Origin of the sequence: Stappia sp. (assembly GCF_040110915.1) — a bacterium.
Lineage (GTDB): Bacteria > Pseudomonadota > Alphaproteobacteria > Rhizobiales > Stappiaceae > Stappia.
The window spans coordinates 3198230-3221663 of the sequence record NZ_CP157793.1; the positions used below are offsets into that span (position 1 = coordinate 3198230).

At 66.2% G+C, this 23434-nt stretch carries 19 protein-coding genes and 1 pseudogene; 15 read left to right on the plus strand and 5 right to left on the minus strand.

Going from position 1 to position 23434, the window contains the following annotated elements:
• Positions 1–40: 40 nt before the first annotated feature.
• From ABL312_RS14275 to ABL312_RS14285, 3 genes are all read left to right on the plus strand, one after another.
• Positions 41–1081 (plus strand): TRAP transporter substrate-binding protein, encoded by a 1041-nt coding sequence (locus tag ABL312_RS14275; RefSeq protein WP_349358073.1) that lies wholly within the window; start codon positions 41–43, stop codon positions 1079–1081.
• A gap of 149 nt (positions 1082–1230) precedes the next feature.
• Positions 1231–1707 (plus strand): TRAP transporter small permease, encoded by a 477-nt coding sequence (locus tag ABL312_RS14280; protein ID WP_349358074.1) that lies wholly within the window; start codon positions 1231–1233, stop codon positions 1705–1707.
• Positions 1700–3001 (plus strand): TRAP transporter large permease, encoded by a 1302-nt coding sequence (locus ABL312_RS14285; RefSeq protein WP_349358075.1) that lies wholly within the window; start codon positions 1700–1702, stop codon positions 2999–3001. Before ABL312_RS14280 ends, ABL312_RS14285 begins: the two co-directional genes overlap by 8 nt.
• Positions 3002–3103: 102 nt before the next feature.
• Here the strand turns inward: ABL312_RS14285 and ABL312_RS14290 are convergent, their stop codons facing one another.
• Both ABL312_RS14290 and ABL312_RS14295 read right to left on the minus strand, forming a co-directional pair.
• On the minus strand, positions 3104–4276 hold the full coding sequence (locus tag ABL312_RS14290; RefSeq protein WP_349358076.1) for an aminoacetone oxidase family FAD-binding enzyme: 1173 nt from the start codon (positions 4274–4276) through the stop codon (positions 3104–3106).
• A 138-nt stretch (positions 4277–4414) separates the two neighbouring features.
• Positions 4415–5359 carry a LysR family transcriptional regulator gene (locus tag ABL312_RS14295; protein ID WP_349358077.1) on the minus strand — a complete coding sequence of 315 codons (945 nt, stop codon included), beginning with the start codon at positions 5357–5359 and terminating at the stop codon, positions 4415–4417.
• Positions 5360–5532: 173 nt separating this feature from the next.
• Here ABL312_RS14295 and ABL312_RS14300 point away from each other — a divergent pair, with 173 nt between their 5' ends.
• The 5 genes from ABL312_RS14300 (at position 5533) to ABL312_RS14320 (ending at position 10185) form a co-directional block, all read left to right on the plus strand.
• Positions 5533–6327, plus strand: a complete 795-nt coding sequence (locus tag ABL312_RS14300; protein WP_349358078.1) for a transporter substrate-binding domain-containing protein — start codon at positions 5533–5535, stop codon at positions 6325–6327.
• A 136-nt stretch (positions 6328–6463) separates the two neighbouring features.
• Positions 6464–7189 (plus strand): ABC transporter permease subunit, encoded by a 726-nt coding sequence (locus ABL312_RS14305; RefSeq protein ID WP_349358079.1) that lies wholly within the window; start codon positions 6464–6466, stop codon positions 7187–7189.
• Positions 7182–7856 (plus strand): ABC transporter permease subunit, encoded by a 675-nt coding sequence (locus ABL312_RS14310; RefSeq protein WP_349358080.1) that lies wholly within the window; start codon positions 7182–7184, stop codon positions 7854–7856. Before ABL312_RS14305 ends, ABL312_RS14310 begins: the two co-directional genes overlap by 8 nt.
• A gap of 38 nt (positions 7857–7894) precedes the next feature.
• Positions 7895–8638, plus strand: a complete 744-nt coding sequence (locus tag ABL312_RS14315; protein ID WP_349358081.1) for an amino acid ABC transporter ATP-binding protein — start codon at positions 7895–7897, stop codon at positions 8636–8638.
• Positions 8639–8694: 56 nt separating this feature from the next.
• Positions 8695–10185: a M81 family metallopeptidase gene (locus tag ABL312_RS14320; RefSeq protein ID WP_349358082.1), complete on the plus strand. Its 1491-nt coding sequence runs from the start codon at positions 8695–8697 to the stop codon at positions 10183–10185.
• Between the two features lie 64 nt (positions 10186–10249).
• On the opposite strand, the gene ABL312_RS14325 is transcribed toward ABL312_RS14320, so the two are convergent.
• Together ABL312_RS14325 and ABL312_RS14330 are read right to left on the minus strand one after the other, a co-directional pair.
• Entirely contained in the window at positions 10250–11464 is a 1215-nt protein-coding gene (locus tag ABL312_RS14325; RefSeq protein WP_349358083.1) for an FAD-dependent oxidoreductase, read from the minus strand.
• Between the two features lie 86 nt (positions 11465–11550).
• The gene (locus tag ABL312_RS14330; RefSeq protein ID WP_349358084.1) at positions 11551–12936 is read right to left on the minus strand and encodes a PLP-dependent aminotransferase family protein; all 1386 of its coding nucleotides are present in this window, start codon (positions 12934–12936) and stop codon (positions 11551–11553) included.
• A gap of 431 nt (positions 12937–13367) precedes the next feature.
• Here ABL312_RS14330 and dctP point away from each other — a divergent pair, with 431 nt between their 5' ends.
• The 3 genes from dctP to ABL312_RS14345 all read left to right on the plus strand — a co-directional run bounded on the left by dctP (position 13368) and on the right by ABL312_RS14345 (position 16397).
• Positions 13368–14381 (plus strand): TRAP transporter substrate-binding protein DctP, encoded by a 1014-nt coding sequence (dctP, locus tag ABL312_RS14335; RefSeq protein ID WP_349358085.1) that lies wholly within the window; start codon positions 13368–13370, stop codon positions 14379–14381.
• 100 nt (positions 14382–14481) lie between these two features.
• On the plus strand, positions 14482–15096 hold the full coding sequence (locus ABL312_RS14340) for a TRAP transporter small permease (protein WP_349358086.1): 615 nt from the start codon (positions 14482–14484) through the stop codon (positions 15094–15096).
• A complete protein-coding gene (locus tag ABL312_RS14345; protein ID WP_349358087.1) occupies positions 15093–16397 on the plus strand; it encodes a TRAP transporter large permease in 1305 nt (434 codons plus the stop codon). Before ABL312_RS14340 ends, ABL312_RS14345 begins: the two co-directional genes overlap by 4 nt.
• 142 nt (positions 16398–16539) lie before the next feature.
• Here the strand turns inward: ABL312_RS14345 and ABL312_RS14350 are convergent.
• Positions 16540–17167, minus strand: a pseudogene (locus ABL312_RS14350) (DDE-type integrase/transposase/recombinase); the annotation flags it as partial.
• 318 nt (positions 17168–17485) lie between these two features.
• On the opposite strand from ABL312_RS14350, the gene cas3 reads away from it, so the two are divergent.
• From cas3 to cas7c, 4 genes are all read left to right on the plus strand, one after another.
• The gene (gene cas3, locus ABL312_RS14355; protein ID WP_349358088.1) at positions 17486–19735 is read left to right on the plus strand and encodes a CRISPR-associated helicase Cas3'; all 2250 of its coding nucleotides are present in this window, start codon (positions 17486–17488) and stop codon (positions 19733–19735) included.
• Between the two features lie 322 nt (positions 19736–20057).
• Positions 20058–20726, plus strand: coding sequence for a type I-C CRISPR-associated protein Cas5c (cas5c, locus tag ABL312_RS14360; protein WP_349358089.1), 669 nt, complete (start codon positions 20058–20060; stop codon positions 20724–20726).
• Entirely contained in the window at positions 20723–22483 is a 1761-nt protein-coding gene (cas8c, locus tag ABL312_RS14365) for a type I-C CRISPR-associated protein Cas8c/Csd1 (RefSeq protein ID WP_349358090.1), read from the plus strand. Before cas5c ends, cas8c begins: the two co-directional genes overlap by 4 nt.
• The gene (gene cas7c / locus ABL312_RS14370) at positions 22480–23433 is read left to right on the plus strand and encodes a type I-C CRISPR-associated protein Cas7/Csd2 (RefSeq protein ID WP_349358092.1); all 954 of its coding nucleotides are present in this window, start codon (positions 22480–22482) and stop codon (positions 23431–23433) included. The genes cas8c and cas7c overlap by 4 nt, the downstream gene beginning before the upstream one ends.
• Position 23434 lies beyond the last annotated feature (1 nt).

Below are 23434 nucleotides of genomic sequence, written 5' to 3' on the forward strand. Positions count from 1 at the left end.
ACGTTCGCCTCAACCTGGAACTACAATGGGAGGAAACGACATGACACGGAAATCCACATGGCTTGCGGGCGCGGCCGTTTCGGCCGTCCTGGCGATCGCCGGCGCGACCGGCGCAAACGCGCAGACGACGCTCAAGGTGAGCCACTATCTTCCGGCCGTGCACGGCATCCACACGGATTTCATCGTGCCCTGGACCGAGCAGATCACCGAATGCACCGGCGGCGAGGTCGAGTTCGAGATCTTCCCCGCCGGCTCGCAGCTCGGCAATGTCGCGCGGCAGCAGGAGCAGGTGATGGCCGGCGTGGTCGACATCGCCCACGGCCTTCACGGCATCCCGCGCGGGCGCTTCCCGCGCACCTCGCTGATCGACATGCCCTTCCTGACCGATGACGCGGGCGCCGCGAGCTACGCACTGTGGGAGCTCTATCCGGAGTATCTCGCCGAGGAATATCGCGGCCTGAAGGTGCTGGCGCTGCATGCGCACAACGGCGGCCTGCTGCACACCGGCGAGAAGAAGGTCGAGACGATGGAGGACATGCAGGGGCTGCGCATCCGCACGCCGAGCCCGGCCGTGTCGCAGATGCTGTCCTTCCTCGGCGCCGATCCCCAGGGCCTGCCGCCGGGCGAGGTCTACGAAAGCCTCCAGCGCGGCGTCATCGACGGCACCGTCTTTCCGTGGGATCCGGTCAAGAGCTTCGGCCTGAACGAGGTGCTGAACTATCACCTGGACCTCGGCGCCTACACGGTGTCCTTCTTCTACGTGATGAACCAGCGCGCCTACGACGGGCTGAGCGAAACGGCACAGGCCTGTATCGACCAGTACTCCGGCGCCGACCTCGTCGCGAAATTCGGCGACTGGTGGGATCAGTGGGATGCGCCCGGCCGGCAGGATGCGATCGACGCCGGTCACGAGATCCGCACGCTGTCCGAGGACGAGCGGGCGCGCTGGGAAGAGGCGCTTCAGCCGATGATGGCGTCCTATCTCCAGTCGGTCCGGGACGCCGGCGTCGACAATGCCGAGGAAATCCTCGAGGCCATGCGCGCCAAGATCCGCGAGTATGAGGCCGCGAACAAGGACTGACGCGGACCGCACCCGCGTTCGACGCCGGCCCGCGCCGTGACGCGCGGGCCGGCGTTGACGGGTCTGCGTCGGCGCGCCGGCGTTGGCGGGTCTGCGTGGGCAAGTCTGCGTCGGGCGATCGGTGAGGAGGGAAACCGGTGAGACGTGTGATGAAAGGGGCGAGAGCGCTCGTCGCGGCGATGGCCGTTGCCGGGGTCGCCGCCTATGGAGCCGCCGCCCTGGTCACGGTGGCCGATGTTCTCGGCCGCCGGATCGGCCTGCCGATCGAAGGCGTGGTCGATCTGGTGCAGCTCTTCGTGGTGACCGGCGCCTGGCTCGTGATGCCCTATGCCTTCATGGCGGCAGCGCATGTGAGCGTGGATTTCCTGCTGACATCGATGCCCCGCAAGCTGATGCTCGCCTTGCGCGCGGTAGCCGTCGTCGCGACGCTCGCCCTCCTGGGGCTGATGCTGTGGCAGGGCTTCCTGACCTTCCAGACCCGGACGATGTTCGGCGACCGCTCGCAGCAGCTGGGCATCCCGATCGCCTGGTACTGGTACCCGCTGCTGATCGGCCTCGCCGCCTCCATGCTCGGCGCCCTCCTCCAGTTCCGTGACGCCCTGCAGGGGAAGCCCGATCATGACTGAATCGCTTCTCGGCCTCACCGGCTTCGCCGCCGCCCTGATCCTGATCGGTCTGGGCTTCCCGGTCGCCATCTCCATGGGGGTGATCGGCGCGCTCGGCTACTGGTATCTGAACGGCTGGATCGGGGTGTCCTACATCCTCGGCTCCAGCCCGTTCGAATCGATCTTTCCCTATTCCTTCTCGGTGATCCCGCTCTTCGTGATGATGGGCGTGTTCGCCTCGCACGCGGGCTTGTCGCGGTCGCTGTTCGCTGTGATCAACGCCCACATCGGCCACCGCAAGGGCGGGCTGGCCGTCACCACGGTGGGCGCGAGCGCGGTGTTCGGCGCGATCTGCGGCTCGTCGCTGGCCACCGTCGCCACCATCGGCCGGGTCGCCCTGCCGGAAATGAAACGGCACGGCTACGACCCGTCGCTGTCCACCGCCACGGTCGCGGCCGGGGGAACGCTCGGCGTTCTGATCCCGCCCTCGGTGCTGCTGGTCATCTACGGACTGCTCACCCAGAGCTCCATCGGGCAGCTGTTCATCGCGGCGCTGGTGCCCGGCGTGCTCGGCGCGCTGCTCTATGCCGGCGCGATCATGGTGCGCGTGCGGCTGCAGCCGGAGATCGCCCCGCGCGCCGAACGCACCGGCTGGCAGGACCGCATGCGCCACCTCAAGAAGGTCTGGCCGGTCGTCCTGCTGTTCGTGGTGGTGATCGGCGGCATCTATCTCGGCTGGTTCTCGCCGACCGAGGCGGCGGCCGTCGGCGCGGTGGGCGCCTTTCTTCTCGCCCTCGCCTCGGGCGAGCTGACCCGCGCGAAGCTCAAGGCCTCCGTCTTCGAAACGGCGGCCCTGACGGGCATGATCTTCTTCATCCTGATCGGCGCGGCGCTGTTCAACTTCTTCCTGGAAAACACCGGCCTGCCGCAGTTCCTGATCGATCAGATCCGCACCTCCGGGCTCGACCCCACCACCGTGCTGATCCTGATCCTGATTTTCTACATCGTGCTGGGGTGTTTCATGGATTCCATGTCCATGATCCTGCTGACGGTACCCCTGCTGGCCCCGGTGGCGCTGGAACTCGGGTTCGATCTCATCTGGTTCGGAATCATCGTGGTCACGGTGGCGGAAATCGGCCTGATCACGCCGCCGATCGGCATGAACCTCTTCGTCGTCCAGGCCACGGCCCGCGACGTGACGCAAGGCACCGTCGTGCGGGGCATCTTCCCCTTCATCCTCGCCGACATCCTGCGCCTGACGCTGCTTGTCGCCTTCCCCGCCCTCGTGCTCTGGCTGCCCTCGCAGGCGTTCTGAGTCCCCCACCGGCGCCCGGGCGGCCCTCCCCGCGCCTGCGGATGTCCCGACGCAGAGTGGCCCGGCGCGGACGCCGCGATGCCGCCGGGGCGGGCTCGGTCTTCAGCCCTGGCGCCTTGCGGAGACGGCCCGGCCGGCCGCCCACCCGGAAGACCAGGCCCACTGGAAATTGTAGCCGCCCAGCCAGCCGGTCACATCGACGGCCTCGCCGATGGCATGGAGACCGGGAACGCTCTTCGCCTCCATCGTGCGCGACGACAGGGCGTCGGTCGAGATCCCGCCGGCCGTCACCTCGGCCTTGGCGAAGCCTTCGGTGCCGGTGGGATGGAAGGTCAGGGCCCGCAGGGTGTCGGCGGCGCGTTGGAGATCCGCATCCGAGGTGTTTCCCAATTCCCGTTTCAGTCCGATATGCGCCGCCAGAACCTCGGCCAGACGGTTGGGTAGGTGCTCGCTCAGGACGGCGCGCAGCCGCGAGCGGGGCGAGCGCCGCCGCGCGTCACTCAGGATCTCCGCGGCGTTCGCGATCAGTTCCAGCACGACCGGCGCGCCGGGCGTCCAATAGGAGGACGCCTGCAGGATCGCCGGCCCCGACAGCCCGCGATGGGTGAAGAGGGCCGCCTCGGAAAAGGCCGTGTCGCCGACCCGCGCCGTGACCGGACAGGACACGCCGGTGATCCCGCGAAACGCCTGCGCCTCTTCCCCCAGCGTCAGCGGAACCAGCGCCGGCCGCGGCGGCACCACGGGCAGCCCGAAGCGCTGCGCGATCTCATAGGCGATCCCGGAGGCCCCCATCTTCGGAATGGAGGGACCGCCGGTGGCGATCACCAGATGGGGCGCCGTTTCGCCCGCGACGCGAAACACGCCGTCGCCATGCCCGATCTCGCCGATCGGCGTCGACAGCCGGATCTCGACCCCGCCCCGCGCGCATTCCTCGAGCAGCATCGCCACGATCTGCCGCGCGGAGCCGTCGCAGAACAATTGCCCCAGCGTCTTTTCGTGCCACGCAATGCGGTAGCGGTCGACCAGCGCGAGGAAGTCCCATTGCGTGTAGCGGGCGAGCGCCGATTTGGCGAAATGCGGGTTCTCGGACAGAAACCGGTCCGGGGCCGTTTCCATGTTGGTGAAGTTGCACCTGCCGCCGCCCGAGATCAGGATCTTCTTGCCCGCCGCCTCGGCATGATCGAGCAGGAGCACCCGCGACCCGGCCTGTCCCGCCGTCGCCGCCGCCATCAGGCCGGCAGCGCCGGCCCCGAGAACAATCACGTCGAATGTCATGCCCGTCCTCTACGACGGCGCGCGGAAAAGCAAAAGGGGCCTGGTGCTGTTCTCACCGGCCGACACGAAGGGCGCGCTGGAAAGACCCGCCGGTCGGCTTCGCCGTCAGGGGGCGCGCTGATCGGTGACGGACAGGGATCAGGCGCTTGTGCTGCGCCCCTGGATTTCGGAGATTTCCTTCATCAGCCATTTTCTGAACACGTCCACATAGGACGTGGCGGCGACGGTGCCTTCGGCGCAGACGAACTTGTAGGACAGCGACGGCTGGATATAGCTCTCGGAGATCACGAAGATCCGGCCGGCCTTCACGTCCTGGTCGATGAGGGAGCGATCCGCGAGCGCGATCCCCTGACCGGAACGGACGACCTCGATGATCGTGTGCTGGTCGTCGAAAACGAGATTGGGGTGATTGCCGCCGGTCTCGATCCGCTCCTGGTCGAGCCAGCTCTCCCAGTCCTTCAGGTCGCGATAGTTCAAACGGGTGACATCCGGACGGCGCAGCAGGTCCATGGGGCTCTCGACGCTCCCCATGAGATCGCCGCCGCACACGGGAACGAGCTTTTCGCGCAGCAACTCGAAGGAATGCGTCCCGGCCGGCGCGTCCTCGCAATACTCGATGAAGACGTCGTCGGGTCCCGGCGAGGAGGCGCTGGAGCGGACGTTGTTCAGATGCAGCTGCAATCCCGGATTCTCGTTCATGAAGTCGGAGATTCGCGGCGCGATCACCTTCAGGGCGAAGAACGGCCCCGCACTGACGTTCAGGGTCTTCGTGTCGCGAACCTTCCGGATGAGGGACAGGGTTTCGCTGATCTCGTCGAGGGCGCGTTTGCAGGTCTCGTTCAGAAGCATGCCCTGCGGTGTCAGGGAGATCCCCTTGCTGCCACGCACGAAGACGCGAACGCCGAGATTTTCTTCCAGCAGCTTGATCTGATGGCTGACGGCGCCCTGGCTGACGGAGAGCTCGTCGGCGGCCCTGGTGAAGCTCAGATGATGGGCGGCCGCTTCGAAGACCCGTATGGCCTTCAGGCTCGGGATCCGCTTGCGCTCGGATCTGGCATGCGCCGGGTCATTAGATTTCCTCATGCCTTGGAATACTTCTTTTGCATTGTTCGATCAAGCAACGCAGGGATACTTTCAAAAAAATCATGATGTTCCGAACGGTCGATGGAAAAAAAATCATGACCGGCGCGGAGACAGGGAACAAATCACGTCGCGAGACAGCGCGCTCGGACAGCCTGCGGTGGAGGAAACCAAGCATGAAATCGCTCTTCAGGATCTCGGCGCTCACGGTCGCCATGACGATGGCGGGTCTTGTCCCGGCAACGGCCGAGACGCTCAGGATGGGAACCGAGGGCGCTTACGCTCCGTTCAACTCCGTATCCGAAAACGGAGCGATCGAGGGCTTCGACGTGGATATCGGCAACGCCATCTGCGCGCAGATGAAGGTCGAGTGCGAGTGGAGCGTCCATGACTGGGGCGGCATCATTCCCGCGCTCAACGCCAGGAAATTCGATGTCATGGTGGCGTCGATGGCAATCACGCCCGCGCGCCAGAAGGCGGTCAGTTTCACCGATCCCTATTATTACAACGCCATGCGCTTCGTGAAGCTCAAGGACGTCGCGCTCACGGACGCCAGGCCGGAAACGCTCAAGGGGCTGACCATCGGCGCGCAACAGGGCGCCGTCTCGGCGAAGGTGCTGGACGACTGGTTCCCCGACAGCGACATCAAGCTCTTTCCCAAGCTCGGCGAAGCGTTGATGGACCTGGAAAGCGGCCGCATCGATCTGGTCCTGTCGAGCCAGTTCGCCATCGGCGACTGGATGGACGACGGCGTGGAGTGTTGCGAGTTCGTCGGCGAAAGCTTCCTGATGGACGGCACCGTCGGCGCCGGCATCGCCTTCCGCAAGGACGATGACGCCTTGCGGGCCCGGGTCAACGAGGCGCTCAGGACGATCATCGACAACGGCACCTACGACGAGATCCGCAAGACGTATTTCGACTTCGACATCATGAGCAAGCCCGTCTACGTGAGCGAACTGTTCAACCGGTAATCCGCACAGGCCCGCGTCCCTGCGGCGCAGGTCGTCGCAGGCAGGCCGGACACCTTGATGCACGGGTCCGGTCTGCCGCCATCCCCTCGCCACAGCGGGCGTCGCGCCTCTCCGGCGCGGCCCGACAGAGGACGACATGACCTGGTTGAACTCTCTTTCCTACGGAAGCGGCGGCTGGGGCGATGAACTGTTGTACGGGCTGGGCGTCACGCTCGCCCTGGCCATCGCGACCTTTCCCTTCGCCATCGTCCTGTCGTTTCTGATCCACTGGGCCAAGGTGTCGCGCCATATGCCGGTCAGGCTGTTCGGGCGCGCCTATACGACGGTCTTCAAGAGCCTGCCGGAAATCCTGACGCTGCTGATCCTCTACTACCAGTCGCAGGCAATCGTATCGTGGCTGGTGGAGGTCATCGCCCCCGGCTCCAACCTGTCGATCAGCCCCTTCGTGGCCGGCATGATGGCGCTCGCCTTCGTGATCAGCGCCTATGGCAGCGAAGTGGTCCGCGCCGCGCTCAACGCCGTCGGCAAGGGGCAGTTCGAGGCCGCCGCGTCTCTCGGCCTGTCTCCGGTCAACGCCTTCGTCAAGGTCATCCTGCCGCAGGTGTGGCGCCACGCCATTCCCGGCTTCGGCAATCTCTGGGTCATCCTGCTCAAGGACACCTCGCTGGTGTCGGTCATCACCTTGTTCGAGCTGACCCATGTGGCGACGGTCGCCATCAATGCCACCCGCCAGCCGTTCCTGTTCTTCGGCCTGATCTCGGTCATCTACGTCGTGCTGGTCACGCTTTCGACCCGGGCGCAGAAGCAGGTCGAGAAGCGCGTCTCCAGAGGCTTCATCCGGGAGGAGACCGGCGATGTTTGACCTCTATTTCGGAGAATTGTCGCGCTGGAACGACGGCCTCGTCCTCACGGCGGTGATGAGCACCCTGTCGGTCGTGATCGGCTTCTTCGTGGCCCTGCCGATCGCGCTGGCCCGGTCCCGATCGAAAGGGATCCTCGGCTTTCTCGCGCTTGGATACGTCAACATCTTCCGCGGCGTGCCGCTGCTCGTGCTGATGTTCCTGATCTACTACGGCTCGGGCCAGTTCAGCCGGGAGCTTCGCGCCCTCGGCCTGTGGTGGTTCTTCCGCGACGCCTATTACTGCGGCCTTCTCGCGCTCGTGCTGAACACGACCGCCTATCAGGCGGAGATCATCCGGGGCAGTCTCGACACCATCTCCACGTCGGTTCTGGAAACCAACGCGGCACTCAACCTGACCCGCTGGACGAGCTTTCGCCGGGTGCTGCTGCCCATTGCCTTCGCCAAGGCGCTGCCGCCGCTCGGCAACGAATACATCCTGATGGTCAAGGCGACATCGCTGCTGGCGATCATCACCGTCTTCGACCTGATGGGACAGGCGCGGATGATCTTCTCCGAGACCTTCGACCTGCGCGTCTACTACATCGCGGCCGCGCACTATCTGGTGCTGGTTCTGCTCATCGAATGGGTGCTGCGCCGGATCGAGACCAGAATCAAATGGATGGCCTGATGGGCCTGGCCCCGGGTCAACCGACAAGGAGATCGGAGATGCTTGCCGAGACCGCCATCAACTTCGAGAACATGAACAAGTACTTCGGGGCCTTCCATGTGTTGAAGGACATCAACCTGCAGATCGCGAAGGGCGAACGCATCGTGGTCTGCGGCCCGTCGGGCTCGGGCAAGTCGACCCTGATCCGTTGCGTCAATGCCCTGGAGAAATACCAGTCCGGGCACCTCTACGTGGACGGGATCGAGCTCGACGACACGCAAGGCACCATCCGCAAGGTCCGCAATCACGTCGGCATGTGCTTCCAGCATTTCAATCTGTTCCCGCATCTGACCGCGCTCGACAACTGCACGCTGTCGCCGATCTGCACGCACAGGATCCCGAAGGCCGACGCGGAAGAGCAGGCGATGGACTATCTCGCCAAGGTGCGCATGGAAGGGTTCGCGCATAAATACCCCTCGCAACTGTCCGGCGGACAGCAGCAGCGCGTGGCCATCGCCCGCTCGCTGTGCATGAAGCCGGACATCATGCTGTTCGACGAGCCGACCTCCGCCCTCGACCCCGAAAGCATCTCCGAAGTCCTCGACGTGATGGTCGACCTCGCCGGCGGCGGGATGACCATGATGTGCGTCACGCACGAGATGGGCTTCGCGCGCAAAGTCGCGGACCGGGTGGTGTTCATGGATGCCGGCGAGATCGTCGAGGTCAACGAGCCGGAGGGCTTCTTCGCGAACCCCCGCGAGGAACGCTCGGCCAGGTTCCTCAAGCAGATCATCAATCACTGATCCACCGGGCGCCCCGGCCTATCGGGGGCACGACGCCAACAAACGAGAGGCAAGGCATGCGTTTTCGCGTGGCCGTGATCGGCTTCATCCATGAAAGCAACACCTTCACGTCGCTGATGACCGAGATGCAGGACTTCCGCTCCACCCAGTATTTCCTGGGGCAGGATGTTCTTGCGGAATTCAGAAACACCGGGTCGGAAATCGGCGGCTGCATCGATGTGGCCGAGGACAAGGGATGGTCGGCCGACTACATCCTTGGCGCCCATGCCCAGCCGGGCGGACCGGTCTCGGAAGCCGCCCGCACCGAGATCACGGGCGAATGCCTCCGCCGCCTCAAGGCCGGCGGCCCCTATGACGGCGTCTTCGTCGCGCTGCATGGCGCGATGGTGACCGAGACCGATCAGGATGGTGAAAGCCAGTTCCTGAGAGAACTGCGGACGGTCGTCGGCAACGACATTCCCATCGCTGTCACGCTGGACCTGCATGCGAATGTCTTCGACGCGCTTTCGGAGCTTGCGCAGATCGCGGTGTCCTTCCGCACCTATCCGCATGTCGACCTGCGCGCGGTCGGTCGGGAGGCCAGCGAGCGCCTGCATGAGGCCATGGCCGGGCACAGCGTCCCGCGGATAGCGGTGCACCGCCCCCCGGTCCTGCTGGGGTGCGACGACGGCCGGACCTCCGACGACGGTCCGATGTGCCGCCTGCTGGAAAGCGCGGCGCGGGAGATGGAAGCGCCCGGCATCCTGAACGTGGCGATCAACGCCGGCTTTCCCGACGCCGACGTCTGGGCGTCGGGGCCGAGCGTTCTGGTGACCTACGACGCGCGGACCGCGACCCGCGAAACCGCCGACGCCGTCGCCCTGCGCATCTGCGACGAGATCTGGGAGCACCGCGACACCTGGAACGGTCCGATCCCGCTGGAGGAGTGCATGCGCAGACTGAAGGCGGCCGAACCGGGCAACGGTCCCATCGTGATCGCCGATTATGCCGACAATCCCGGCGGAGGCGCGCACAGCGACTGCACCGCGCTCATCTCGGCTCTTCTGGAGGCCGGCGTCGAAAACGCGGCGGCAGCCGCACTGCTCGACCCCGAGGCGGCGGCCCTGCTTGCCCGGCGTGGCGTCGGGGCCGAAGTCACCCTCGCCATCGGCGGCAAGATCGACCCGACCGTCGGCGGCGGACCGATCGAGGTGACCGGCACGGTCATGGCGGTCAGCGACGGCCGCTTCCACTTCGAGGGCCCGATGTTCACCGGGTTGCCCGCGTCGACGGGCACCAGCGTGTGCCTGCGCGTCGACGGCCTCGACATCATGATCGTGTCCGAGCGGATGCAGCTCTACGACCTGAATATCCTGCGCGTGGTGGGAATAGAACCGGCCGAGAAATCGATCGTCGCCGTGAAGTCCATGAACCACTTCAAGGGCGCGTTCCGGCCCATTGCCTCGCAGATCATCGTGACCGACGCGGGAGGCCTGTGTTCGCCCGATCTGTCGCGGCGCACCTACACACGGGTCCGTCGCCCGGTCTTTCCTCTCGACACGCTGTGACCGCCGGCGCGGAATTGCCCCTGCGGCGCGCCGGATAGGGGATGGCCGCCCGCCGGCGCGCGCCTCACCCGGATGCGGTGCGCCCGGCGACCAGATCGCCGACGATACGGGCGGTGACGGGCGCCAGCGTCAGCCCCAGATGGCCGTGACCGAAGGCGAGGATCACCTCGGGCGCCCCGCGCACCGGGCGGATGACCGGCACCGAATCCGGCATCGACGGACGAAACCCCAGCCAGGTGCGATCCGGTTTGCCCAGATCGGGGAAGAAGGTCCGCGCGCCCTCCTCCAGCTGGGCAAACCGCCGCGCGTTGGCCGGTGCGGCCAGATCGCCCAGTTCCACCAGCCCCGCGATGCGCAAACGCCCCTGCATCGGCACCATGTAGAAGCCCCGGGAGGTCGGCGAGACGGGACGCGACAGAAGCGGCGTCGGCATGTCGAACTCGATGTGATAGCCACGCTCCGTGTCGAGCGGCACCCGCTCGCCGGCCTGCGCCACAAGCGCCCTGGAGTGCGCCCCGGCCGCGATCACGACGCGGCGCGCGGTGAGCGCGCCCTCGGGCGTGGTCACCCGCACGCGGGCGCTCTGCCGCTCCAGCCGCACGGCCCGCCGGGGCAGGATGCGGACGCCCGCCCGCGTGGCCGCCACCGCGAGACGGCGCATCGCCTCGCCCGGGTCCGTCATGCTCATGGCGTCGGGAAACAGCACCGCGCCCCCTTCGAAGGGCGGCAAGTGCGGCTCCAGCCGGCTCAGGTCGTCGCTCGACAGCAGTTCCTGCGCGATGCCATGGGTGCCGCGCAGGGCAATGTCCGCTTGCGCGGCCCTGAAATCGCGCATCGAGGTATAGGCGTAGACGCAGCCATTGTGCCGGAACAGATCGTCCGCCGCGATCTGCGCCGACAGCTCATGCCACCCGCCGGAGGCCTCGGCCAGCAGCGGCGCCAGGGCGGCGACGTTGCGACGCATCCGGCCCGGCAGGGATTCATAGGCAAAGCGCAGCAACCAGGGAAACAGCGTCGGCAACGCCGCCTTGCGCACCGACAGCGGCGAAACCCGGCTGAACAGCAGATCGGGCAGATTGCGCAGCACGGCCGGTGTTCCGACCGGAATGATGGCATATTCGGCGATCGTGCCGGCATTGCCATAGGAGGCGCCGGAGCCCGGCTCGTTGGGCTCCAGCAAGGTCACCTCGCGCCCCTCGTCGGCCAGCCGCAGGGCCGCTGACAGGCCGATGACACCGCCACCGATGACCAGAATTTCCGTGTCCGTCGCTGCCGACATGGACATCGCCTCCCCCGTTCGAATTCGTGAAGATCGCAACCGCGCGGGGTTCCCGCTCCGGCCTTGGCGCTCCGCCCTCCGGCGGCTCAGATCACCGGCTCCAGCAGATGCCGGTCGTCCCGCAACACCTCGCGCAGACGCGTCAGCGCCTCGCGCAACTGCGCGCGCGAACGCGCCGCCCCGACATTGAGGCGCACCGCATGCGGCACGGCGTTGCGGCTGATGGCGAAGGCTTCGCCCGACAGCACGCCGACGCCGGCCTGCGCGGCGGCGCGCACGAAGGCATTCGCATGCCACGGCTCCGGCAGGTGGACCCAGGCGTGGGGCGCCTGCGGATCCTGCGACAGGTCGACGTCGCCCAGCAGCTCGCGCACGAGCATCTGACGCGCTTCGAACTCGCGCTTCTGCCCCTCCAGGATCCGTCCGACCTGGCCGTCCTCGATCAGGCGCGCGGCGATCAGCGCCGTCAGCGGCCCCGTGCTCCAGCAGTTGATGCGCAGCATCGCCGCGATATCGCCAACCAGCGACGCCGGCGCCAGAACCGCCCCGAAGCGCAGACCCGGCGCAATGCTCTTGGAAAAGCCGCTCAGGTGGATCGTGATATCGGGATCGCTCGCCACGAACGCCCGGGGCGCCCCGTCCTTCAGCGGCCGATAGACATCGTCCTCGATCAGCAGCGCACCGTGGTTCCGGGCGATCCCGGCAAGGGCGCGGCGGCGCTCCTCGGCCAGCGTGACGGTGGTCGGATTGTGCAAGGTCGGCACCAGGAACACCGCGCGCGGCGCCAGCTCGGCACAGGCACCGGCAAGGGTCTCGGGCCGCATGCCCTCGTCGTCCATGTCCACCGGCTTCAGAACGAGGTCGAGCGACCGGCACAATGCGCCGATCCCCTGATAGGTGAGCGCATCGGCGAGGATGACATCGCCCGGCCGGGCGATCGCCGCCAGCACGCAGGAGAGCCCGTGCTGCGCGCCGTTGGTCACCAACAGCCGCTGCGCCGGGGCCTCACCCTCGATCTGCGCGGCAAGCCAGCCGGCAACCGCCTCGCGCGCCCAGTCTGGGCCTTCCGGTTCGTGAAAATCCTGCAGCGCGGCGTAACGCGGGTCTTCCGGCAGGCGCGGCAGCAGCGCTGCGAGCGCTTCCAGATAGCCGGTCGTCGCCGGACGGTTCACCGACAGGTCGATATAGCCCTGCTCGTCCAGCGGCGCGGACTTGAAATGCGCCGCCTCCCGGCCAGAGGCAACCAGCGACCCCCGGCCCGGGCGGCTCGTGACCAGGCCCCGCTCCTGCAGATCGGCAAAGGCACGGGTGACCGTCGTCAGATTCACCCCCGCCTGACGCGCGATATCGCGTTGCGGCGGCAACCGCTCCCCGGCGGACAACTCGCCGCAGGCGATCTTCGCGGCGATGGCGTTGGCAATCTGACGGTAGATCGGCGTATCCGCGTCGGCGAACGCGGTCTTGTCGAACAATGCGGACAGCAGACCTCTCCTCTCTTCCCGTCGTCTCGTCAGCCACGCCGCCGCAACGCTCGACCGCCCGGCCTTGCGTCGCGCCCCGCTTGCGTGTCGCCCCCGGACCTCTTGGCCGGCGCTTCTTGGCCGGCGCCTCTTGGCTGACGCCCGGCCGCCCGCGTCCGTCAGACCTTCCGCCCTATGGCATAGCACCGCTTTTTGTCTGACGTAAATACCGGACAATACCCAGACAAGCACGACATCTTACGCGACGCAAGATCAGCCCGCCAATCGATTCTTTCGGAATATTTCGCAAATCACCGATTGACGGACCAAAAAAATCACTGATAGCGTTTGATTGATCGTTTTGTATGGTCACACAATCTCCACTCGCGGAGGTCGCGCCGCACCGGCGCGAAGGAGTGGCGCACTGCTGGAGGAGCACCCGGATGAGACATCACGCGAAAAGACTTGCCACCTATGCGCTGGCCGCCGCGACGGCCGCGGTGCTGATGGGCGGCAGCGTGCAGGCGGAAACCCTGCGCCTGTCGACGCTGAAAAAGCCCGGCTCCGAGGGTGAGGCCGCGGCGCTGCGCTTTGCCGAACTGGTCGAGCAGGGCACCGAGGGACGCATCAAGATCAAGGTCTACCCCGCCAGCCAGCTCGGCGACTGGACGGAGGTCTACGAGCAGGTGATCCAGGGCGCGGTCGACATGGCCATGCAGCCGCTGGCGACCAGCAGCGACAAGCGCCTCGCCATCACCTGGTTCCCCTATGCCTTCATCGACTACGACACCGCGCGCGAATCGCTCTCGCCCGGCGGCGCGGTCTTCTCGATCGTCAAGGACGTTCTGGAACCGCAGGGCCTGACCCCGCTCGGCGTCTTCGGCGCCGGCATGGGCGGTGCGGGCTTCGCCAAGCCGGTCGAAAACGTCAAGGATTTCGACGCCAGTCACGATCTGAAGGTGCGCGTCTGGCCGGGCGGCATCACCCACCGGGTGCTGCTGGAGCGACTGGGCTACAACACCGCGACGGTGCCCTGGGCGGAGCTTTACACCGGCATGCAGACCGGCGTGGTCGACGGCCAGGTCGGCGGCACGGCCAACATGACGCTGGAGTCCTTTGAGGACATCACCAAGACGTGGGTCCAGTACAACACCCACTTCGAGGGCGACTGGTTCATCGTCAACGCCAACACCTACGCGAACCTCGAGGATGCGGACCGCAAGGTGCTGCTGGACGCCGCGCAGCAGGTCAGCGCCGAGCGCTTCGAGGATGTCGCGGCCGCCGACGCCGCCGCCCTGGCGACAATGCGCGAGGCCGGGATCGACGTTGTCACCTTCGACAAGGCGGAGCTTGAGGAACTGGCGGCGATCGTGCGGCGCGACGTCTGGCCGGAGATCGCCGACGAACTCGGCGAGGAGACGCTCGGCAAGCTGAAGGCCTCGCTCGGCGTGGAGTAATCCGAACGCCATTCGGGAGACGGATCGGATCGTCGCGGCCCCCGCGCGATCCGCTTTTTCTCGCAGGGCAGTGACACGGCGATCGGGAGGACGCCCGGACATGCAGAACGAGACGGAAACCGAAATCGCGGCAGCGGGAGACAGGGCCTTGCCGCTCGCCGCCTCGCCGGACACGGTGAACACCCCCCGCTTCCTGCGCGGCGGCGCGTTGACGGCCTGGAACTGGACCCTGCGCCTGCAGCGGATCCTGCTGGTCGCCTGCGGCGCGGTGCTCACCCTGCTGATCGCCATTCAGGTCTTCACCCGCTATGTCCTCGGCATCTCGATCTTCGGGATCGAGGAACTGGCGAGTTTCGTCGCGGTCTATCTCTACTTTCTCGGCGCCAGCCACGGCGCCTGGGAACGCGGCCACATCTCGGCAAGCCTGGTGGACCTGATCCTGCCCTACGGCCGGCCCCGGCTGGCGCTCAGTGCCCTTGCCGGCCTGATCACCGTGGTTCTGGCCGGCTGGATGTCGGTGTGGGCCTGGCAATATCTCGACTACAGCATCGGCCGGGGCACCATGTCGCTGGAAACCGGCCTGCCCATGTCCTGGGTCTATGCGATCATGCCGATCGGGCTCAGCCTGATGACGCTCTACTTCACCGTTGAATTTCTCGAGCGCGTCCGACGCCTCGTCCTGGGGCCGGCGGCCGACGGGGAGGCGATGGCGTGAGCGACATCATCATCTATGACGCCCTGCTGCTGACGCTGCTGCTGGTGATTGGCGTTCCGGTGCCCTTCTGCTTCGCCGGCGCGGTGCTTTTTCTGGTGCTGTTCGGAGATTTCGGCTCCGCCAGCTTTCTGGTGGGAGCGGGCTATTCGAAGCTCTCGTCCATCGTCGTCATCGCCATTCCGCTCTACATCCTCGCCGGCAGCATCATGAGCCGCGGCGGCATCGCCGAACGTCTGGTGGATCTCGCCGACAGTCTCGTCGGCCGGATGCGCGGCGGACTGGGCATCGTGGTGATCATGGCGACGGCGGTGTTCGGCGCCATTTCCGGCATGGCTTCCTCGGCCGTCGCGGCGATCGGCACCATCATGATCCCGCGCATGGAGGCCCGAGGCTACGATCGCGGCTACGCCACGGCGCTGGTCTCCGCCTCGGCGGTGCTGGCGCTGCTGATCCCGCCGAGCGCCTCGATGATCCTTTTCGGCTGGGTCACGGGCACCTCGATCCTCGCGAGCTTCCTGGCGCCGGTGGTGCCGGGCCTCCTGCTCTGCTCGCTGCTGGCGTTCTGGAACCGCGTGCTGACCCGGCGCATGCCGCTGGTGACGCCGCCACCGGTCGACGCCCGCCAGTTCGCGCGCGAAGTCGCCCGGCGCGGCCGCAGGGCCGGCATGGGCCTCGTGATGCCGGTGCTGATCCTGGGCTTCATCTATGGCGGGGTGACCACCCCCACCGAGGCCGCCGCCGTGGCGGTGCTCTACGCCATTCCCGTGTCGATCTATCTCTATCGCGACATCGACTGGAGCGACCTGGCGGACGTGATCTGGCGGGCCGGGCGGACCACCGGCGTGCTGTTGCTGATGATCTTCTTCGCCTCCATGCTGGGCCGGGTCTGGACGCTGGAGGACGTGCCGCAGCAGATCCTCGAGAGCTTCCTCGCCATCAGCGAAAATCCGATCGTGCTCTTGCTGATGGCCAATATCTTCCTGATGATCGTCGGCATGTTCATGGAGGATGTCAGCGGCATCCTGCTCGCCGCGCCGCTGTTGCTGCCGGTGATGCAGCAGGCCGGCGTGGATCAGGTGCAATTCGCGGCCATCATCGCCACCAACCTCGGAATGGGCCTGATCACCCCGCCCACGGCTCCGATCCTGTATTTCGCCGGGCTGATCGGAAATGTGCCGCTCGCCCGCATGCTCCTGCCCACGCTGGTGTTCGTCTTCCTGGCCTATCTGCCCGTGGTGCTGTTGACGACCTTCCTGCCAGCATTGTCGCTCACCCTGCCGCGCCTGATCCTCGGCGGCTGACCGCGCCCGCATCGACGGCCGCCCCACGGCGGCCGTCCCCGACCGGATCGGCGGAAGAGAGGATCCGCGCGGCGGTCACCGTCGCCTCCGAGCCGTCGGCGAGAATGACGGTTGCCGATCCGTCGGCGAGCATCGTTTCGAAATGCTCGAGATTGTGCTGCTTCAGGACCGCCGCCCTGTCCATGCTGGTGAATTGCGAGCCTTGATCAGAATGGACCAGACCCGTGCCCTTCGGCTTTCGACGCCACACCGCCATCGGCAATTCCTGCAGCACGACATCAGCGATCTGCCGACCGTGCGATGACCAGCCGATGACGCGGCGTGAGAACAGGTCGATCACCACGGCCGGATAGGCAAAACCCTCCCGGGTCCGGCTAATGGTGATGTCTGTCCCCCATGCCCGGTCCGGCGCATCGACATCGAACCACCGGGCCGGATACGCAGGCAGCGGCACATCCGCGCACCGTTAACCGCTGCCGATGCTCGGCATCAGGCGCGTATCTCGCTTTGCATCCCTGGCGAAACACGCGGTGGTTTTTTAAGATGGTGTGTTCCTCGGTGACGCGCGCCAGCTCCGTCTTCAGACAACGTCTCTCTGCCGCGTGATCCTCATCGCCTCCCGAGGGCTTCGAGGACTTCGTCTTCCACGCATAGCGCGTGTGGACTCACGCCAACCACTGCGACACCTCCGCAACCGGATAGCCCCGCCCGGCGATCTGCGCGACAGCATCGCGCTTGAACTCACCACTGAAGTTGCCGGATCCCTGCATGGCCTCCTTGCGTCGAATTCAGGGAAGACGGCGTCCACCAATCCAGGGGATATTCACCGGTGTCCCATCGCGTCATGATCATGCCCAAATGGAAGACTCGATCATGAACGATGCGATCCGGCGTCTGCGCACATGCCCGGCATGAACCCAGCCGCCCTGGGTTCCGGTCTCGCGCCTGAGATGCATTGCCAAGACCTTTCTCCTAAACCTAAAATGGCAGAAATTTGAGACACGCGTGCCGACCTGCACGCCGACGGCGCCGTTGGCCGCGGCCCGGATGACGTTTTGTTGCAATGATAGATTGACTGGAGCATCGGCGTGTATTTCGCGCATTCGGGCAAGGCCCCCGACCGGACCGATTGGCAGCCGCTGCCTGACCACCTCACGGCGGTCGCGGTCCTGGCCGCGGCGTTTGCAGACCCTCTGGGCCTGGACCGCGCGGCGTTTCTGGCCGGGCTCTATCACGACCTCGGGAAATACTGCGAGGCGTTCGAGCGCCGGCTGCAAGGGGAGGATATCCGCGTCGATCATTCGACCGCCGGCGCCCTTGCCGTCATCGAACACGCCTGGGAACGCCCCCTCGACAGGGCCACGGCGGAGCTGATCGCCTATTGCATCGCGGGGCACCACGCCGGCCTGCCGGATCGGCTGAACGACACCGCGGCCTGCCTCGACAGGCGCCTGCAATCCGAGCTGCCGACCCTGGATCCGGTGTGGCGGACCGATCTCCCCTCGCCGCCCGGCGACATCGCTCCCGCCCTGTTCGCGACCTTCTCGGACCCGAAGGAGGCCTTCTTCTCGCTTTCCGTCGCCACGCGCATGATCTTCTCATGCCTGGTGGACGCGGATTTCAAGGATACGGAAGCCCATTACGCCGCGCTCGAACAGCGTATGAAGGACAGATCATGGCCAACGCTTCAGGCCCGCCTGCCGGAGCTTCTCCAGCGCTTCGACGCATGCATGGAGAGAAAGCGCGACCTCTCCACCGACCTCAACAGGCTGCGCGCGCGCATTCTGGATCATGTCCGCGCCAGGGCGGGCGAAGCGCCGGGGCTGTTCACCCTGACGGTCCCGACAGGCGGCGGCAAGACACTGGCCTCGCTCGGCTTTGCCCTCGATCACGCCCGTCTTCACGGGCACCGTCGGGTGATCTACGCCCTTCCCTTCACCTCGATCATCGATCAGACGGCCGACATCTTCCGGAGCGTTCTTGGCGCCGACCATGTGCTGGAACACCACTCCGCGATCGATGAAGACCGCAGACCGCCGGGGCGGACGGACGACCGGCAGCAGGCGGAGAAGCTGAAGCTCGCCATGGAAGACTGGGCCGCGCCCGTGGTGGTGACGACCAATGTCCAGTTCTTCGAAAGCCTTTTCGCGGCCAAGCCCTCCCGCGCGCGCAAACTGCACAATATCGCGGGAAGCGTGGTCATCCTCGACGAGGCGCAAACCCTTCCGCGAGACCTTCTGAAGCCAGCAATGCGCATGCTTCGGGAACTGGCGCAGTCTTATGGCTGCAGCATTGTGCTCTGCACGGCCACCCAACCGGCGCTGGACGCCGACAAGCTGGAGGGCGGGTTGCCGCTTCGGGGGCGGGAACTGGCGCCGGACCCGCAAGAGCTTTCCAATACGCTCCGGCGCGCCACCGTCCGCCGGGTCGGCGACATGGCGAACGACGAGCTGATCGCGGCCTTGCGCGAGGCCCCAAGGGGCCTTGTGATCGTGAACAGTCGCAAGCATGCGCGCGCGCTGTTCCGCGACGCGCAGGCAAGCGGCCTGGAGGGCCTCGTGCACCTCACCACCCGGCAATGCGCAGTTCACCGGCGTCAGGTTCTGGCGCGCATCCGCGAGCGGCTGGAGGCCAAGTCCTCCTGCCGGGTGATCGCGACCAGCTTGATCGAGGCCGGCGTCGATATCGATTTCCCGAAGGTCTGGCGGGCCGAGGCCGGTCTCGACCAGATCGTGCAGGCGGCCGGGCGCTGCAATCGTGAGGGCCGCGCGCAGGCCGGGGACAGCATCGTCACCGTCTTTTCCGCCCCCGATTATCCGCCGCCGCGAGAGGTCAGGAGCCTCGTCACCGACATGCAGCGCATGCTCGGGCGCCACGACGACCTGCTGTCGCTTGCGGCCATCGAGGACTATTTCGCCGAGGTCTACTGGCGCATGGGCGACAGACTGGACGCGCGCGGCATTCTCAAATTGTTCACGGGCACGGCGCGCGGGACCGATTTCGCCTTTCGCACGGCGGCCGAGCGGTTCCGGATGATCGACAGCGGACTGGTCCCGGTGATCGTCGCCTACGACGCGCCGGCGGAAGACGCCATCGCGCGATTGCATGCGCCGGAGATGTCTTCCGGCACGCTCGCGCGCGCGCTTCAGGGATACACGGTCCAGGTCGCGCCCACGGACCGCGACGCGCTGATCCGCAATGGCCACGTCGCCTTCGAACGCCCCGACCTGCGCGGCGACCAGTTCGCGGTTCTGAAGACCCCCGGCCTGTACCGGGAGTCCGTCGGCCTCGTCTGGGAGGAAGCCGACGATCTGCCCATGCCAAGCAACGTGATTTAGGAGAAGGCGGCGAGCCCGACAGTCGAGCTCACCGCCCTTACAGAAGGAGCACTTTACGCTCGCAAACAAAGTTTCGATCCACGCCCCATACGAGGGGCGACACCAACTTAGCTATATGGGGTCAATATCCAACTCGATAGCGACCGCAAACGAACCAACCCTTACTGTGAATGTGTATCGGCGACGTTTGGGGATATTTTGGCGTTTCATAATAGCGAGTCCCATTTTTGCAGCGCCATTCGTAGGCTAATGGACAGGGGTTGTCAAGAGAAGTAGAAGGGAACATAACGTTCCCATACAAAGAAGTCTGGAGGATTAGCGGATGTCCTACGGAATCCGTCTGAAGGTCTGGGGCCGGTATGGCTGCTTCACCAGACCGGAAATGAAGGTCGAGCGGGTCAGCTACGACGTGATGACGCCCTCGGCCGCGCGCGGCATTCTCGAGGCGATCCACTGGAAGCCGGCCATCCGCTGGGTGGTGGAGGCCATCCATGTCCTGGAGCCGATCCGCTTTCAGTCGATCCGCCGCAACGAGGTCGGGCACAAGGCGCCCACGGGCAAGATCAGGAGCGCGATGAAGCGCGGCGACCTCGGCGGCCTTCAGCTTCTGGCCGACGAGGACCGCCAGCAGCGCGCCGCCACCGTTCTGGTCGCCCCCGCCTATGTCATCGAGGCCCGCTTCGAGCTGACCGACAAGGCCGGCGCGGAGGACAACGCAGGCAAGCACCTCGACATCTTCAATCGGCGGGCCGCGCGCGGCCAGTGCTTTCATCAGCCGTGCCTCGGCACGCGCGAGTTCGCGGCGAGCTTCGAGCCGATCCCGCCCGGGCAGGACCTGCCGCTAGCGATCCGCGAAAGCCTGGATCTGGGCTTCATGCTCTGGGACATCGACCATCAGGCACCGGGGCGGCCGTCGATGTTCTTCCGCGCAAAGCTTGAGGACGGCGTGATGCGCGTGCCGCCTCCGGGATCGCCGGAGATTTGCCGATGAGCATTCTCGCCTCTCTCGCGGCCGCCTACGACCGCCTGCCGGATGCGCCCGCCCCGGGCTTTTCCAGCGAAAAGATCGGGTTCTGCATCTCTCTCGACGACGACGGGTCCGTCGCGCATGTCATCGATCTGCGCGACACGAGCGGGAAGAAGCCGAAACCGAGGCCGATGCTGGTGCCGCAAGCCGTCAAGAGGACGGCCGGAATTTCGCCGAACACGTTCTGGGACAAGACATCCTACGTGCTCGGCGTGACGGCCGGCGACGGCAAGCGCACGGCCGCCGAACACGCCGCCTTCGTGGATCATCACGCGGCGCTGCTGGCCGGGACGGAGGATCCGGGGCTGCGCGCGTTCCTGGAGTTTCTGCACCACTGGACGCCGGAGCGGTTTCAGCCGCCGGCCTGGCCGGAGGAGATGAAGGATCAGAACGTGATCTTCGCGTTCGAGCGAGACCGCCTGCGAGGCGCCTATCTGCACGACCGCCCGGCGGCGAAAGACGCCTGGAGCGCGCTGCAGGCGCGCGGGGCCGCCGAACGGCAGATCTGCCTCGTTTCGGGAACGGTCGCGCCCGTCGCCCGTCTGCACCCCTCGATCAAGGGGGTCTGGGGCGCGCAATCCTCCGGAGCCGCGCTTGTCTCCTTCAATCTCGACGCCTTCACCTCCTACGGCCACGATCAGGGGGACAACGCGCCGGTCTCCGAGGAGGCCGCCTTCAAGTACACGACCGTCCTGAACCGCTTTCTCGAGCGCGACAGCGGGCACCGCGTTCAGATCGGCGATGCGTCGACGGTGTTCTGGGCGCAAGCCCCGGACCCGTCGGCGGCCGAGAAGGCCGAAGCGATGTTCGGCGGCTTCGTGGATCAAACGGGCACCGCCGAGGCGGAGGACGCGGCGGAGAGCAAGAAGATCGCCGTCCAGCTGGACCGCCTTCGCAAGGGCGAGCACCTGGCGGACGTCGAACCGAAGCTCGCCGACGGCGTGCGCTTCCACGTGCTGGGGCTCGCTCCCAATGCCGCCCGCCTGTCGGTGCGCTTCCATTTCGAGGATACGTTCGGCGCCCTCACGGCCAATTACCAGAAGTTCGTCGAGGACATGCGGATCGAACCGCCGCCGCGCGAGGGATATCCGCCGCTCTGGCGATACCTCCAGGAGACCGCCGTTCAAGGCAAGCGCGAGAACGTCCAGCCCAATCTCGCCGGGGAGTGGATGCGTTCCATCCTGTCCGCCACCGACTACCCGCGCACCCTGATGGCGGCGGTCCTGACTCGGATCCGCGCGGACGGGCGGGTGAGCGCGCTGCGCGCCGGCATCCTGAAAGCAGTTCTGGTTCGCAACTTCAAAAGGGAGGTTCCCGTGTCACTGGATCCGGACTTCAAGGATCGAGGCTATCTGCTCGGTCGTCTGTTCGCGGCCTATGAACAGGCCCAGTCCGCCGCCCTCGGCGGCAAGGTCAACGCGACCATCAAGGACAAGTTCTATGGCGCGGCCTCCGCGCAGCCCCGCAAGGTCTTTGCCCTGCTCGAAAGCGGCTCGGCGAACCACCTGTCCAAGGTCGGAAAGCATGCGCCCGGACGGCGCGTGAACCTCGAAAAGCTGATCGCCTCGATCATGGAGAGGATGGAGCCCGGCGCGGATCCGTTTCCCGCCGCGCTGACGGCCGAGGAACAGGCGCTGTTCGGGCTCGGCTACTACCACCAGCGCAATCACTTCTTCAACAAGGCGTCCGAGACCCAAAACTCCGGAGACACCGCAGCATGACCGCACTTCAGAACCGCCACGACTTCGCCCTGGTCTTCGAGGTCGTCAACGGAAACCCCAACGGCGATCCGGACGCCGGCAACCTGCCGCGTCTCGATCCGGAGACCAACAAGGGCCTCGTTTCGGACGTCAGCCTGAAGCGCAAGATCCGCAACTACGTGGATCTCGCCCGCACCGGCGAGGACGGATTCCACATCTACGTCGAGGAGGGCGCGATCCTCAACGAGAAGCACCGTCAGGCCTACAAGGCGCTCTCCCCCGACGACGCCAAACTCGACACGGCCAGGAAGCTCAATCCGAAGGACGACGGCGAACTTGCGAAGCTGCGCGGCTTCATGTGCGCGAACTTCTTCGACGTGCGCACCTTCGGCGCGGTCATGTCGACCGGCATCAACTGCGGTCAGGTCAAGGGACCGGTGCAGATGACATTCGCCACGTCCGTCGAGCCGATCCTGCCGCTGGAAATCTCGATCACCCGCATGGCGGCCACCAACGAGGCGGAAAAGAAGGAGAAGGTGGAGGGCGACGACAGCGTCGAGCGGACCGACAACCGCACGATGGGCCGCAAGCATATCGTGCCCTACGGGCTTTATGTCGCCCATGGTTTCGTATCGGCCAAATTCGCCGAACGCACCGGCTTCTCGCAGGCCGACCTGGAGCTTCTGTGGGAGGCCCTCGCCAACATGTTCGAGCATGACCGCGCCGCCGCGCGGGGCGAAATGGCGACGCGCAAGCTGATCGTCTTCAAGCACGACAGTGCGCTCGGCAACGCGCCGGCGCACAAGCTCTTCGACCTCCTGCGCATCGGCCGCAATGTCGACGGCGCGTTCAGATCCGTCGACGACAAGCGGATCGGCAACGAACCGCCGGCCCGCCGGTTCTCCGACTACATCGTCGAGATCGACCGGGACGCCTGCCCGCCCGGTGTCGAGATCATCGAGAAGCTCTGAG